The organism is Rhizobium sp. UBA1881, from assembly GCF_002338015.1.
Lineage (GTDB): Bacteria > Pseudomonadota > Alphaproteobacteria > Rhizobiales > Rhizobiaceae > Rhizobium.
Genome location: NZ_DDHH01000103.1, coordinates 15,387 through 29,906, shown reverse-complemented (window position 1 = coordinate 29,906; position 14,520 = coordinate 15,387). Strand labels below are relative to the sequence as shown.

At 61.0% G+C, this 14,520-nt stretch carries 10 protein-coding genes; 3 read left to right on the top strand and 7 right to left on the bottom strand.

Annotation, left to right across the window (positions count from 1 at the left end):
• Positions 1-129: 129 nt before the first annotated feature.
• Positions 130-4,854 carry a glutamate synthase large subunit gene (gene gltB / locus B3605_RS12655; RefSeq protein WP_112945256.1) on the bottom strand — a complete coding sequence of 1,575 codons (4,725 nt, stop codon included), beginning with the start codon at positions 4,852-4,854 and terminating at the stop codon, positions 130-132.
• Between the two features lie 560 nt (positions 4,855-5,414).
• Between gltB and B3605_RS12650 the strand changes: the two genes are divergently transcribed.
• Positions 5,415-6,464, top strand: coding sequence for a threonine aldolase family protein (locus tag B3605_RS12650; RefSeq protein ID WP_112945257.1), 1,050 nt, complete (start codon positions 5,415-5,417; stop codon positions 6,462-6,464).
• Between the two features lie 86 nt (positions 6,465-6,550).
• On the opposite strand, the gene cyoD is transcribed toward B3605_RS12650, so the two are convergent.
• Genes cyoD through cyoA form a run of 4 tightly spaced genes read right to left on the bottom strand, consistent with a single transcriptional unit; the run spans position 6,551 to position 10,661 of the window.
• Positions 6,551-6,904, bottom strand: coding sequence for a cytochrome o ubiquinol oxidase subunit IV (gene cyoD, locus B3605_RS12645; RefSeq protein WP_296434307.1), 354 nt, complete (start codon positions 6,902-6,904; stop codon positions 6,551-6,553).
• The gene (cyoC, locus tag B3605_RS12640) at positions 6,901-7,530 is read right to left on the bottom strand and encodes a cytochrome o ubiquinol oxidase subunit III (protein ID WP_112945259.1); all 630 of its coding nucleotides are present in this window, start codon (positions 7,528-7,530) and stop codon (positions 6,901-6,903) included. The genes cyoD and cyoC overlap by 4 nt, the downstream gene beginning before the upstream one ends.
• A 1-nt stretch (position 7,531) precedes the next feature.
• Entirely contained in the window at positions 7,532-9,532 is a 2,001-nt protein-coding gene (gene cyoB / locus B3605_RS12635) for a cytochrome o ubiquinol oxidase subunit I (protein WP_112945260.1), read from the bottom strand.
• Positions 9,519-10,661 (bottom strand): ubiquinol oxidase subunit II, encoded by a 1,143-nt coding sequence (gene cyoA, locus B3605_RS12630; protein WP_296434305.1) that lies wholly within the window; start codon positions 10,659-10,661, stop codon positions 9,519-9,521. The genes cyoB and cyoA overlap by 14 nt, the downstream gene beginning before the upstream one ends.
• A 313-nt stretch (positions 10,662-10,974) precedes the next feature.
• Between cyoA and B3605_RS12625 the strand changes: the two genes are divergently transcribed.
• Positions 10,975-12,036, top strand: coding sequence for a hypothetical protein (locus B3605_RS12625; RefSeq protein WP_296434302.1), 1,062 nt, complete (start codon positions 10,975-10,977; stop codon positions 12,034-12,036).
• Positions 12,037-12,410: 374 nt separating this feature from the next.
• Here the strand turns inward: B3605_RS12625 and B3605_RS12620 are convergent, their stop codons facing one another.
• Entirely contained in the window at positions 12,411-12,539 is a 129-nt protein-coding gene (locus B3605_RS12620; RefSeq protein ID WP_018899769.1) for a hypothetical protein, read from the bottom strand.
• 158 nt (positions 12,540-12,697) lie between these two features.
• Positions 12,698-13,552 (bottom strand): LysR family transcriptional regulator, encoded by an 855-nt coding sequence (locus B3605_RS12615; protein WP_018899770.1) that lies wholly within the window; start codon positions 13,550-13,552, stop codon positions 12,698-12,700.
• Positions 13,553-13,665: 113 nt separating this feature from the next.
• Between B3605_RS12615 and B3605_RS12610 the strand changes: the two genes are divergently transcribed.
• Positions 13,666-14,520: bile acid:sodium symporter family protein (locus B3605_RS12610; RefSeq protein ID WP_296434299.1), on the top strand; the 855-nt coding region annotated here is incomplete at its 3' end.

The following is a 14,520-nucleotide window of genomic DNA, read 5'->3' as shown; positions in this document are numbered from 1 at the left end:
AGAACATATCCCCTTGAGAACCATCCATGAGACTGTGACAGGATTGCTGTCGGCGCAGTCACCATGGGTCATCGAGATATTTCGGTATCCGCCACGCATAATTGGCACGTGGCGGATATGTCGGTGTTGTTATTCCGCAGCGATCCCCATCCGGCTGCGCTCCATTTCCTCGAGCGCGCGGCGGTATTCGACCGGCATGACCTTGCGGAACTTCGGACGATACTCCGCCCAGTTGTCCAGAATCTGCTTGGCACGGGTGGATTCCGTGTAGTGCAGGTGGTTGGAGATCAACTGGTAGAGGCGTTCCTCATCGTGGCGGGTCATGTCGCCGGAAACGTCGACGCGGCCCTTGTGCGCGAGATCGCCACCATGGTGATGCAGCTTCTCCATCAGGTCGTCTTCCTCAGGAACCGGCTCGAGCTCGACCATCGCCATGTTGCAGCGCTTGGCGAAATCGCCGCTCTCGTCGAGAACGTAGGCGACGCCACCCGACATGCCGGCCGCGAAGTTGCGGCCCGTCTCGCCGAGCACGACCACCACGCCACCCGTCATGTACTCGCAGCCGTGGTCGCCCACGCCTTCGACGATGGCGATGGCACCGGAGTTGCGCACCGCGAAGCGCTCGCCCGCGACGCCGCGGAAGTAGCACTCACCCTCGGTCGCGCCGTAGAGCACGGTGTTGCCGACGATGATCGAGTCTTCGGCGACGATCTTCGAGTTCTCCGGCGGACGCACGATGATCTTGCCGCCAGAAAGGCCCTTGCCGACATAGTCGTTGCCGTCGCCGATCAGCTTGAAGGTTACGCCGCGCGCCAGGAACGCGCCGAACGACTGTCCGGCCGTGCCGCGAAGCGTCACGTTGATCGTGTCTTCCTTCAGGCCACGGTGGTTGTAGCGCTTGGCGACTTCGCCAGACAGCATCGCGCCGGCAGAACGGTCGACGTTCTTGATGCCGACTTCGAAGCTGACAGGCGTCTTTGACGCGAGCGCAGGCTCGGCCTCCGCGATCATCTTGCGATCGAGAATGTCGTCGATCGGGTGCTTCTGGCGGGTCGTCCAGTAGGTTGCTTCCTTCGGCGCCTCGACCTTGTGGAAGATGCGGCTGAAGTCGAGACCCTTGGACTTCCAGTGCGCCAGCATCTCGTCCTTCTCGAGCAGCTCCGAAGCGCCGATGATGTCATCGAACTTGGTGAAGCCGAGGGAGGCCAGGATTTCACGCACTTCGTTGGCGACGAAGAAGAAGTAGTTGATGACGTGTTCCGGCGTGCCCTTGAAGCGCTTGCGCAGGACCGGATCCTGGGTGGCAACGCCGACAGGGCAGGTGTTCAGATGGCACTTGCGCATCATGATGCAGCCGGCGGCGATAACGGGAGCGGTCGCGAAGCCGAATTCGTCGGCACCAAGAAGCGCACCGATGATGACGTCGCGGCCGGTCTTCAGGCCACCGTCGACCTGCAGCGCGATGCGCGAACGAAGGCCGTTCAGCACCAGCGTCTGCTGGGTTTCGGCAAGGCCGATTTCCCACGGAGAACCCGCATGCTTCAGCGAGGTCAGCGGCGATGCGCCGGTACCGCCGTCGAAGCCGGAGACCGTAATGTGGTCGGCGCGCGCCTTGGCGACACCGGCGGCAACCGTACCGACGCCGACTTCCGAGACGAGCTTGACCGAGACATCGGACGTCGGGTTGACGTTCTTCAGGTCGTAGATCAGCTGCGCCAGATCTTCGATCGAGTAGATGTCATGGTGCGGCGGCGGCGAGATCAGGCCGACACCCGGCGTCGAGTGGCGGGTCTTGGCAACCGTCGCATCGACCTTGTGGCCCGGCAGCTGGCCGCCTTCGCCGGGCTTGGCGCCCTGCGCGACCTTGATCTGCAGCATGTCGGCGTTGACGAGATATTCCGTCGTCACACCGAAGCGTCCCGATGCGATCTGCTTGATCGCCGAGCGTTCCGGATTCGCCGAACCATCCGGCAACGGGAAGTAGCGGTCGCTCTCTTCGCCGCCCTCGCCGGTGTTGGACTTGCCACCGATCTTGTTCATTGCGATCGCCAGGGTCGTATGCGCCTCGCGGCTGATAGAGCCGAAGGACATGGCGCCGGTCGAGAAGCGCTTGACGATCTCGACTGCAGGCTCGACGTCGTCGAGCGCGACCGGCTTGCGCCCGATCTGCTCGGCGGTCTTGATCTTGAACAGGCCGCGAATGGTGTTCATGCGCAGCGCCGACGTGTTCACCATCTCGGCGAACTCGCGGTAGCGGTCCTCCGAGTTGCCGCGAACGGCGTGCTGCAGCGTGGCCACCGCATCCGGCGTCCAGGCATGGCTTTCGCCGCGCATGCGGTAGGCATACTCGCCGCCGATATCGAGCGTGGTCGCGAGCAGCGGATCCTTGCCGAAGGCCGACGTGTGGCGGGCAACGGTCTCTTCCGAGATCGCCTTCAGATCGACGCCTTCGATCATCGTCGCGGTGCCGAAGAAATACTTGTCGACCAGTTCCTGCTGCAGGCCGATCGCGTCGAAGATCTGGCCGCCGCAATAGGACTGATAGGTCGAGATGCCCATCTTCGACATGACCTTGAGGATGCCCTTGCCGACCGCCTTGATGTAGCGGTAGACGACTTCGGACGCGTCCACTTCCTTCGGGAACTCGCCCTTGGCATGCATGTCGAGCAGCGTGTCGAAGGCCAGGTACGGGTTGATCGCTTCCGCGCCGTAGCCGGCGAGAAGACAGAAGTGGTGCACTTCGCGCGGCTCGCCGGTTTCGACGACGAGACCGACGGAGGTTCTGAGACCCTTGCGGATCAGGTGATGGTGCACGGCGGCCGTCGCAAGCAGCGCCGGGATCGCGATGCGATCCGGCCCGATCTGGCGGTCGGAAAGCACGATGATGTTGTAGCCGCCCTTGACGGCCGCTTCCGCGCGCTCGCAGAGACGGTCGAGCATTTCGGGCATACCTTCGGCGCCACGCTCCACGTCATAGGTGAAGTCGAGCGTCTTGGTGTCGAAACGGTCTTCCGTGTGGCCGATCGAGCGGATCTTTTCGAGATCGCCATTGGTAAGGATCGGCTGACGCACTTCCAGGCGCTTGGCGTTGGCCGCACCCTCGTGGTCGAGAATGTTCGGACGCGGGCCGATGAAAGACACCAGGCTCATGACCAGCTCTTCGCGGATCGGATCGATCGGCGGGTTGGTGACCTGCGCGAAGTTCTGCTTGAAATAGGTGTAGAGCAGCTTCGACTTTTCCGACATGGCCGAGATCGGCGTATCGGTGCCCATCGAGCCCACGGCTTCCTGGCCCGTCGTCGCCATCGGCGACATCAGAATCTTGGTGTCTTCGGTGGTGTAGCCGAAGGCCTGCTGGCGGTTGAGCAGCGAGACGTCGCGGCGCAGCGCGCGCGGCTCCACCGGCTTCAGGTCTTCGAGGATGAGCTGCGTGCGATCGAGCCAGCTGCGATAGGGATGCTTGGTCGCAAGCTCGGTCTTCAGCTCCTCATCGGAGACGATCTTGCCCTTCTCCATGTCGATCAGCAGCATCTTGCCCGGCTGCAGGCGCCACTTCTTGACGATGCTTTCTTCCGGCACCGGCAGCGTGCCCGCTTCGGAAGCAAGGATGATCCGATCGTCGTCGGTGACGAGGTAACGGGCAGGACGCAGGCCGTTACGGTCGAGCGTCGCGCCGATCTGCTTGCCATCGGTAAAGCAGACGGCGGCCGGACCGTCCCACGGCTCCATCAGGGCGGCATGGTATTCGTAGAACGCCTTGCGCTCCTTCGACATCGACTGGTTGCCGGCCCAGGCTTCCGGGATCAGCATCATCACGGCATGCGCCATGGAGTAGCCGCCGCGCACGAGGAACTCGAGCGCGTTGTCGAAACAGGCCGTGTCCGACTGACCTTCATAGGAGATCGGCCAGAGCTTGGAGATATCCTCGCCGAACAGTGGCGAAGACACCGATGCCTGGCGCGCCGCCATCCAGTTGACGTTGGAGCGCAGCGTGTTGATTTCGCCGTTGTGGGCGACCATGCGGTAAGGGTGCGCCAGCTTCCAGGACGGGAAGGTGTTGGTCGAGAAACGCTGGTGCACGAGCGCGACAGCAGACTCAAAACGCGGGTCCGACAGGTCCTTATAATAGGCGCCGACCTGATAGGCCAGGAACATGCCCTTGTAGACGATCGTCGAGGACGACAGCGACACCGGATAGAAGTGGCTCTCCTCGCCGTCGAACTCGTCATAGATGCGGTTCGAGATCACCTTGCGCAGCGTGAACAGGCGGCGTTCGAATTCATCGGTGGTCGCGGCGCTATCGCCGGCCCCGATGAAGATCTGACAGTGATGCGGTTCGGTCGCGGCAATATCCGGCGCCTTCGACAGCGACGAGTTGTCGACGGGCACGTCGCGGAAGCCGATGAGAACCTGGCCCTCTTCGGAGATGACGTCCTGCATCACCTTCTTGAAATGCGCGATCTGCTTTTCGTCGCGCGGCATGAAGATATGGCCGACGCCATATTCGCCGGCCTTCGGCAAGGTGATGCCCTGCTTGGCCATTTCCTCGCGGAAGAAGCGATCGGGAATCTGCACGAGAATACCAGCACCGTCACCCATCAGCGGATCGGCGCCGACAGCACCGCGGTGTGTCAGGTTTTCGAGAATGAAGAGACCGTCCTTGACGATCTGGTGCGACTTCTGGCCCTTCATATGCGCGACGAAGCCGACGCCGCAGGCGTCATGTTCGTTGCGTGGGTCGTAAAGCCCCTGTTTGGCCGGCAGACCGGTGGCAGGTTTGCGCGTATTGGCCACCGCGCGCATGTCTGCTGCTGCGAACTGGTCAATACCCGTGGATGGCGTGTTCTTCGTCATCGTTTTGCCTCCTGTCAGAGCCCGCTACTGTGCGGGCGGCTCTTCGTCGCACACCGACCCTGATCTTAGGTTCGGCGCATGACAGCGCTGTTGCATTATCGAAGATCCGGTCGCCGGCGGCAGGCTTTCCCCTGGAAGGCAAAGCCTTTCCCGACAAAGCAGCCGTTGCGCTCCGCGCCTGCCATGCGTCCCACGCGAGGAAACTCGTCCGCGCTCGGGAAACTATAGCGTGAAACCCAACGAGTGTAAGGTCTTTTGGCGCCTCTTCGGCCTTAGCGGCCAAAATAGGACAGCAACCCTGTCCTAATTCATCGGTTCTATGCCAGAAACGTGACAGCTCCGCAAGGGCCATGGATTAAAAAAACGTCAATTAGCGACGGAAGATTGCCAAATTGATCGGCAGCGCGACATAAAATTACGCCGTTTCGTTCTATATTGTATGTTGATTGCGGAATTCAATTTTTGTGATGGGTCCCGCCTCGATTGCTTGATCCAGTGAAGCTTTGGATTAAGCTCCGCTGCGAAACAGCCCCCACCTTCATATCTTCCAGGTTTTTCTCATGATTTTCGCTTCCGACAACTGGGCTGGCGCCCACCGTTCCATCGCCGAGCGCCTGCTGCAGGAATCCGCCGGTTTCGCCGCCGCATACGGCACCAGCGATCTCGACCGCCGCGTCGAGGCCCGCTTCGCCGAGATCTTCGAGCGCGAGGTTTCCGTGTTCTTCGTGGCGACGGGCACGGCCGCCAACTCGTTGTCGCTCGCAAGCGTCCAGCGCCCCGGCGGCATCACTTTCTGCCACGCCGAAGCCCATGTGATCGCCGACGAATGCGGCGCCCCCGATTTCTTCAGCCAGGCGCGCCTGTCCCCCGTCGATGGCGAATTGGGTAAGATCGATCCGGCGAAGCTCGCCAAGGCGATCGCTGGCTTCCCTGAAAACGCCGTGCATCATGGCCGCGCGACGGCGGTCACCATCACGCAGGCGACCGAGATCGGCACCGTCTACTCGCTCGACGAGATCGACGCCATCTCCGCGATCTGCAAGGAGCGCAAGCTGCCGCTCCACATGGATGGCGCCCGCTTCGCCAATGCGCTGGTGGCGCTCGGTGCAAGCCCTGCCGAGATGACCTGGAAGCGCGGCGTCGACATCCTCTCCTTCGGCGGCACCAAGAACGGCTGCTGGTGCGCCGAGGCGATCGTCGTCTTCGATCCTGAAAAGGCGAAGGAGATGCCCTTCATCCGCAAGCGCGCCGCACAGCTCTTCTCCAAGTCGCGCTTCATTGCCGCCCAGTTCGACGCCTATCTGGACAACGGTCTCTGGCTCGATCTCGCTGGCCACGCCAACGGCATGGCTGACCGCCTGCGCGCAGGCATCGGCGCCAGCAACTCGGCCCGCCTTGCCTGGTCAACGACTTCAAACGAAGTTTTCGCCATTATAAAGAAGAGCGCCGGAAAGACTGCCGAAGACAAGGGCGCGAAATTCTACGAATGGCCGATCCCCTCAGCCACGCCTGATCTCGTCGGCACTGATGAGATCCTGATCCGCCTCGTCACCAGCTTCGCCACCGAAGAAAAGGACGTCGACGGCTTCCTGAGCTGCCTCGCATCCTGATCCCAAACGACGATGGGCCCGGTGATCGAAATCACCGGGCCCATGCTCATGGCGCCGCACCCAGCCATGCGGCGCGCACTCCTCACTTACATGTTGCTCATTTCGCCCGTGCTCATCGGCATCATGTTCACGTTCATGTTGTACATGACCCAGACGGTGCCGACGATCGTGATGACCACGATGATGGCCGTGAAGATGAAGGCGATCAGCGTCCAGCCGTTTTCCGCGCGGCTGTCGACATGCAGGAAGCAGACGACGTGGACGACGATCTGCGCGATGGCCAGCGCGAAGATGATCACGGTGGTCGCCGTGGCATTTTCCAGCGCCCCGGACATGACCCGCCAGAACGGAATGACCGTCAGAATGATCGACAGGATCGAGCCGGTCCAGATGCTGCCCTTGCTGCCGTGAGCGGGTTCGGTGTGATGATGTGTGCTCAACGGAGTGCTCCAAACAGGTAGACGACGGTGAAGACGCCGATCCAGATGATGTCGAGGAAGTGCCAGAACATCGACAGGCACATCAGACGACGCTTGTTGTCCTCATTCAGTCCGCGCTGGGCGATCTGCACGAGAAGCGTGACCAGCCAGATCAGGCCGAACAAGACGTGCAGGCCGTGGGTCCCAACCAGCGTGAAGAAGGCCGACAGGAAGGCGCTGCGCTGCGGCGTCGCACCCTCGGCGATGAGCGAAGAGAACTCGTAGAGTTCCACGCAGAGGAACGCCGCGCCGAGCAGGCCGGTGACGGCAAGCAGCCGCCACATCTGTGCGGTGCGACCTGCAGCCATCGCCTGCATGCCGATCGAAAGCACGATCGACGATGCGAGCAGGAAGCCGGTGTTCAGCGCCACCAGCGGCAGCTCGAACAGGTGCTGGGGCGGAGGCCCACCCGCATAATTGCGGCTGAGCGTTCCATAGACGGCGAACAGCGAGGCGAAAATGAGTGCATCGCTCATCAGGTAGATCCAGAAGCCGAGCATCGTGGCGCCGCCACTGTGATAATGCTCCTCGGCTTCGGGCAGGTGATAGACGCGCTGGGCGTCCTTGTTGACGAGTTGGATGGTCATGTCAGGCCCTCGCTGCCGGCTGCTGCGCACGCTTGCCTTCGGTAAGCGCGATCGCATCGGCCGGGATGTAGTGATCGCGGCTGTAGTTGAAGGTGTGGACGATCGAGACGACGAGGATGCCGGCGAAGCTGATGGCGGCCAGCCACCACATGTACCAGATCATGCCGAAGCCCAGTGCCGTGGCGAGTGCCGCAACCACGACGCCGGTGGCTGTGTTGCGCGGCATGTGGACAGGGCGGAAGCCTTCGGTCGGGTGCTTGTAGCCATGCTCCTTCATGTCGTGCCAGGCGTCGAGTTCGTAGACGACGGGCGTGATCGCGAAGTTGTAGGCAGGCGGAGGCGAAGTCGTCGACCATTCCAGCGTACGGCCATCCCAAGGGTCGCCGGTGACATCACGCAGCTTGTTGCGCTTCACGATGCCCATGACGATCGCCATGACGAAGCCGAGCACACCGATGAGGATGATCACGGCGCCGATCAGCGCGATGACGAAGTAAGGCTGCAGCGTCGGATCGTCGAAGTGGTTGACGCGGCGAGTGGTGCCCATCAGGCCGACGATGTAGATCGGTGTCCAGGCGACCCAGTAGCCGATGACCCAGCCCCAGAAGGCAACCTTGCCCCAGAACTCGTCCATCTTGAAGCCGAAGGCCTTCGGGAACCAGTAGGTCATACCGGCGAAGAGGCCGAAGACGACGCCGCCGATGATGGTGTTGTGGAAGTGCGCCACCAGGAACAGCGAGTTGTGCAGCACGAAGTCGGCAGCCGGTACGGCGAGCAGAACACCCGTCATGCCACCGACCACGAAGGTCAGCATGAAGGCGACGACCCACATCATCGGCAGTTCGAAGCGGATTTCGCCGCGGAACATCGTGAACAGCCAGTTGAACACCTTGGCCCCGGTCGGAATGGCGATCACCATCGTGGCGATCCCGAAGAAGGCGTTGACGCTCGCACCCGATCCCATGGTGAAATAGTGGTGCAGCCAGACGAGGTAGGAGAGAATGGTGATGACCACAGTGGCGTAGACCATCGAGCCGTAGCCGAACAGGCGCTTGCCGGTGAAGGTCGAGGTGATTTCCGAATAGATGCCGAAGGCCGGCAGGATCAGGACGTAGACCTCGGGGTGACCCCACATCCACACCATGTTCCAGTAGAGCATCGCGTTGCCGCCGAGATCATTGATGAAGAAGGCGGTGTCGAGATAGCGGTCGAGCAGCAGCAAGAAGAAGGCTGCCGTCAGCGCCGGGAAGATGGCGATGGCGAGAACGTTGCTGCAGAGCGCGGTCCAGGTGAAGACGGGCATCTTCATCAGGCTCATGCCGGGCGCGCGCATCTTGATGACGGTTGCGACCATGTTGACGGCCGAGAGCGTGGTGCCGATGCCGGCGATTTCGAGCGACCATAGATAGTAGTCGACCCCGGTATCAGGACTGAAGGCCTTTTCCGCCAGCGGCGCGTAGGACAGCCAGCCGGTGCGTGCGAATTCGCCGACGAACAGCGAGATCATCACCAGCACCGAACCTGCAACCGTCAGCCAGAAGCTGAGGTTGTTCAAGTAGGGGAAGGCGACGTCGCGCGCGCCGATCTGCAGCGGCATGACGAAGTTGACGATGCCGACGACCAGGGGGATCGCCACGAAGAAGATCATGATCGTCCCGTGGGCGGTGAAGATCTGGTCGTAGTGGCTCGAGTGCAGGAAGCCCTCGTTGCCACCAAACGCAATCGCCTGTTGCAGGCGCATCATCACGGCATCAGAGAAGCCGCGCAGCAGCATGATGATCGCAAGCACGATGTACATGATGCCGATCTTCTTGTGATCGACGGAGGTGAACCACTCCTTCCAGAGATAGCCCCAGAGCCGGAAATAGGTGAGTGCTGCGACGATGATCAGACCGAGCGCGGCGACCGCGATGAAAGTGCCGACAAGGATCGGCTCGTGGATCGGCAGCGATTCGAGCGTTAGCCGCCCGAAGACTGTCGTGGTGAAGCTATGGTCTTGCATTGGAACCCTGCTGTTCAGGCGCGGCGAGCGCGCCATTGTTGGTGCCGGTGTTGGTGTGGTCGTGAGCGGCCGGAACGGCGGCGGTGACGTCGCCGGATGTCGAGGTGTGGCTCATGGATGACATGCCCTGACTCATCTGCCCCTCGCTTGACTGCATGGCTGAGTGATCCATGGGCTGCGGCGCGAACATGCCGCCATTGTCGCGATCAAGCGCGCGATCCTTCTTCATGATGTCGGCGGCGCATTCGGTGCCGGCGACCACGCAGCGGTTGAGGACACGGTCGAAGAGGCCGGAGGCGACGGTGGAGAAGTGCATGACGGGCACTTTCTCACTCGGCTTGTCCAGTTCGACGTAACGGTCGGTCGACAGCGTCTCGCCCGCGGCCTTTATCCCCGCGGCCCATTGGTCGAACCCTGCCTGATCGACACCGTGCAGCTTGAACCGCATGTCGGAATAGCCGGCGCCGGTATAGTTGCCCGAGTAGCCCCAGCTGTCGCCCGGCTCGTTGAGCACGGCGTGCAGCATCGATTTCATGCCCGGCATCGCATAGATCATGCCCGCCAGCGTGGGCGCCGAGAAGGTGTTGAACTGGTTGGTCGAGGTGATGGAGAAACGTACGGGGACATCGACCGGGAGGGCCAATTCGTTGACGGTCGCGATGCCTTGTTCGGGATAGATGAAGAGCCACTTCCAATCCATGGCGACGACCTGGATATCGAGAGGCTTGTGGTCCTTGGCCAGCGGCTTGTCGGCGGAAATGCGATCGAGGGGGCGGAAGGGATCGAGGCTGTGGGTGGTGATCCAGGTGACCACGCCGAGACACGCGATGATCAGGAGCGGGATCGACCAGACCACCACTTCGATCGGTGCAGAATGGGTGAAGTTCGGATCGTATTTCTCGGGCGCTCGACCCTTGCGGTATCGGAACGCGAAGACCACGATCAGGGTCAACACCGGAATGACGACGAGAAGCATCATGCCGAGCGCGACGAGGATGAGGTTACGCTCCTGAAGAGCGATATCCCCCGTTGGGTTCATCACCACCATATTGCAACCGCTGAGAGGAAGCAGCGCAAGAGGTGCGACAAACCGGCGAAAATTTCGTGATATGAATGTTTTCTGGCGCATCCCCGGAAGCTATGTCGCCCCCCGCGCGGCAGCTTTGACATAGATCAAACTTTGATCCGGATGACCGTGGATTTCGCTGCGACATTTTGTGTGCCGGCCGAAAATCACGGAGTTCGGTCTCAGACGCCATCAAGCCAGCGCGCGGCAGCTTTGCGCTGATAGCGGACGTTGGTTTGGCTTCGACAAATGACCGAAGGGGCGCTGAAAGCTGCCTGTCGCTTCTCTGAGATTTACTATCTGGGAAGCCTCTTTACGAGCGTTCCTCTCCGATCCAAGCTGCGAGCGCCCGCCGAATCGTAGAAGGTGAACGCAAATGCCGATATTAGACGCTGGAGCGTACTCACAGCCCAACACCGAATATCTGCTGTCGATGCTTGTCGATCTCTCTGGTGACGAAGCCTTCCACGAGAAGAACGATGTTTTCTTTTTCAATCTCTACCTCGGTGACAAATACGTGTCATTCCCCGAAGGCATGACCCATTTCCATGTGTGCAGAAATATGGACTACGGCTACCTGTTTGCGATTTTCCACACGGTTCGCCGACAGGATGTCATTGGGGAGAACGTCATGTTCCCCGATTACAGGGACACGTGCCTCACCCTACTTTGGACTGCGGAAACCGACTGCAATGATCACGTCACCGCGGCACTGAATTATGCAGACGAGGTTATCAGAAATCTGGAGTTTGCCACGGGTAAAGCAATCCCGATCGGCCTCGGAGAAATCCAGAGGCAGTCAAACTTCGAGGTCGCGCACGTCAACGTCATCAAAGGCATAGTGGATCGGATTTCGCTACAGCACGACCGCACGCATGTCCCGACCTTCACTCCCCAAATTGCCCCGATTCTTAATGCCCTCATGGGCTTCGACGACGAGTACGAGACGATCAAGAACACTGAGCCAGTGAAGTCAGTCACCCATGCCGGGCGCTGGCAGCAGAAGGCGATACGTGCCTATGGGAGTGGCGAATATGCCGATTGTGTCGTCTGCTCGGCTATATGGGCGGAAACATTCCTTGTCCGTATCACGGCGGAACTTATGGCTCTCGTGGGAGAGCCTATCGCCGACCTGAAAGCAGAGATGCAACGAGGAATTCCCCAATTCCTAAACCGATATCTCGGGTCGAAATTCGTGAAAGGGAATTGGGATCATACCTCGACGATTACCCATGTCGGTAAATGGTATCAAACAGCTTACGGTCTGCGCAGTCGCGTGATGCATGAAGGCTACCTGCCAACGGCTAACGAGGCGTACGATTGCTACGAGACGACGCATGAATTCGTGCGCCAGGTGAGCAAAGAGATCGGTAAGCTGAAAGACCCGAGACTTACTGTCGCAACACGCTTCTTCAAACATATGCCGTATGAAAGTTAGCCAACTTCTCCGAAGCTCCCCAAATGCTTCTGCCGTGAGAGCGACTTAGCCCGGCTGCGAATATGGTCGCCTGATGCATGATCCCCGCGGAGCTGGACATCCTATGATTTGGGCGACTGGCAGGTTCTGGGAAATTCATACGCAGGCCAAACGAGCGAAATGGGAGCCCGAAGCAGTCCTATATCCCGACAATGATATATGTCCACAACGGGCCGACTACGGTCACTGGTGGCAACGGCTACCTCTGGAAAATCGCAGCCGGTGAAGGCAACACCGCGAAAGCCATGGCGATAATGCATCAATAGGCGGTGGTGATCCGCGCCCGAGGGCGGGATCACCACGATCGAGATCGTCGAGTTGATTCTCGTGAACGTCTAGTTCTGATGCAGCATCACGGCGGAGGGCGGCGCCCCGTTATCCGTTGTCTTGCTATCGTGGCCGGCCACGACGATGAGCATCACGCAGGCGACCAGCCCGGAGACGAAGAGCGCTCCATATACCATCGTCCGTTCTCCCTGTAGCCCCGAACGTCGACCTTGAGCGAGGGCTAAACTAAGGGGTCCAAGGTAACCAGAAGCCTAAGCGACAGGGTTGAAGGATACTTAAAATGCCGGGCAATCGATTAACCACATATCGTGCCAACCCGGCCGGCCGGACGATCTCAGCTCGACCTGAGGCTCCGGACCTTGGAGAGAATATCGTCCGACAGCGCCGACACCAGCGCCTGGTCCGCCCCCTTGCGTGGCACCAGCACGAACTCGACATCCTCGAGCACGGGCAGCTTGCCCTTGCCGATCACCTTCAGCCCCGATGGCGCCATGCTGCGCGGCTGCACGAGCACACCCATCCCGGCGCGCGCAGCCGCCGTCAGCCCGCTGAGGCTCCCGCAGGTGCAGACGATCCGCCAGGAAATCTGGTGCCGCCCCAGCGCCTCCAGCGAAATCGCCCGCGTAACACTCGGCGGCGGAAAGGCGATCAGCGGTAAAGGCGAGGCACTCATGATATGGTCGGGATCACGCGCCAGCCACACCAGCGGCTCGCGATAGACGAGCCGCCCGCGCGCGTCACCCAGCCGCCGCTTGGCCAGCACCAGATCGATCTCGCCATTGTCCTGCATTTCATAAAGCACACCCGAGAGCGCCACCGTCAGCTCCAGATCGACGGACGGGTGCGAACGTACGAAATCCTCGAGCACGCCGGGCAGCTGGCTGGTGACGAAATCCTCCGACACCCCGAGCCGCAGCTTGCCGCGCAGGCTGCGCCCGCCGAACAGCGATTGCACCTGCCCCTCGATCGAGAGCATCGCGCGCGCATGCGACAGCAGCGCCTCGCCATCCGTCGTCAGCACCACCTTGTGGGTATCGCGCGCGAGCAGCCGCCGCCCGACCGACGTCTCCAGCCGCTGGATATGCTGGCTGACGGTCGATTGCCCAAGCCCCAGCCGCTCGGCGGCCAGCGTGAAGCTCCCCATCTGCTCGACGGCGACGAAGCTGCGCAATTGCGTAAGATCAAGCATGATTATCCCGCTTCGCGATAACTGTTATTTCTTGCATCGCGTATCATAATGGAAGAAACAGGATTGATCCATCAAAAGCCGGCTACAATGCCGAACAAGCCGAGACTAAGCCCATGCGCCGTTTCCTGCCCGACACTTTCACGATCCTTCTGGTCTGCACGGTCATCCTTGCATCGATCCTGCCGGCAAGCGGCGCGTTTGCCGGCTATTTCGGCACGGCGACAACCATCGCCATCGCGCTCCTCTTCTTCCTGCATGGCGCCCGCCTGTCTCGCGACGTGGTGATCGCGGGCCTGCTGCACTGGCGGCTGCATCTGGTCATCCTGCTCACCACCTTCGGCGTCTTCCCGCTGCTCGGCATGGGTCTCGGCTTCATCCCGGATTCGATCCTGCCGCATTCGCTCTATCTCGGCATTCTCTTCCTCTGCGTGCTTCCGTCCACGGTACAGTCGTCGATCGCCTTCACCTCGATGGCCGGCGGCAACGTGCCGGCCGCGATCTGCTCGGCCTCGGCGTCGAACATCTTCGGCATGTTCCTGACCCCGCTTCTCGTCGGCCTGCTCTTCTCGGTCGGCGGCCATGGCGGCTTCTCGTGGGATGCGCTGCTGCAGATCTTCACGCAGCTGCTGCTGCCCTTCATCGTCGGCCAGGTGCTGCAGCCCTGGATCGGCGACTGGATCCGCGCCAAGAAGAAGATCCTGATGCCTGTTGATCGCGGCTCGATCCTGATGGTCGTCTACCTCGCCTTCTCGACCGCCGTCGTCGAGGGTCTGTGGCACACCTTCTCGCTCTCGGACATCGCCGTCGTCATCGTCGCCGACATGGTTCTGCTGGCGCTGGTCCTCTGCGCCACCACCTTCGGCAGCCGCCTGATGGGCTTCAACGAAGCCGACCAGATCACCATCACCTTCTGCGGCTCGAAGAAGAGCCTGGCGAGCGGCGTTCCCATGGCCAACGTCATCTTCGCC

Excerpts from the sequence above, each read along its gene's own strand:
- gltB (WP_112945256.1), bottom strand. The coding sequence starts at position 4,854 with ATGACGAAGAACACGCCATCCACGGGTATTGACCAGTTCGCAGCAGCA.
- B3605_RS12650 (WP_112945257.1), top strand. The coding sequence starts at position 5,415 with ATGATTTTCGCTTCCGACAACTGGGCTGGCGCCCACCGTTCCATCGCC.
- cyoC (WP_112945259.1), bottom strand. The coding sequence starts at position 7,530 with ATGACCATCCAACTCGTCAACAAGGACGCCCAGCGCGTCTATCACCTG.
- cyoB (WP_112945260.1), bottom strand. The coding sequence starts at position 9,532 with ATGCAAGACCATAGCTTCACCACGACAGTCTTCGGGCGGCTAACGCTC.
- cyoA (WP_296434305.1), bottom strand. The coding sequence starts at position 10,661 with ATGCGCCAGAAAACATTCATATCACGAAATTTTCGCCGGTTTGTCGCA.
- B3605_RS12625 (WP_296434302.1), top strand. The coding sequence starts at position 10,975 with ATGCCGATATTAGACGCTGGAGCGTACTCACAGCCCAACACCGAATAT.
- B3605_RS12620 (WP_018899769.1), bottom strand. The coding sequence starts at position 12,539 with ATGGTATATGGAGCGCTCTTCGTCTCCGGGCTGGTCGCCTGCGTGATG.
- B3605_RS12615 (WP_018899770.1), bottom strand. The coding sequence starts at position 13,552 with ATGCTTGATCTTACGCAATTGCGCAGCTTCGTCGCCGTCGAGCAGATG.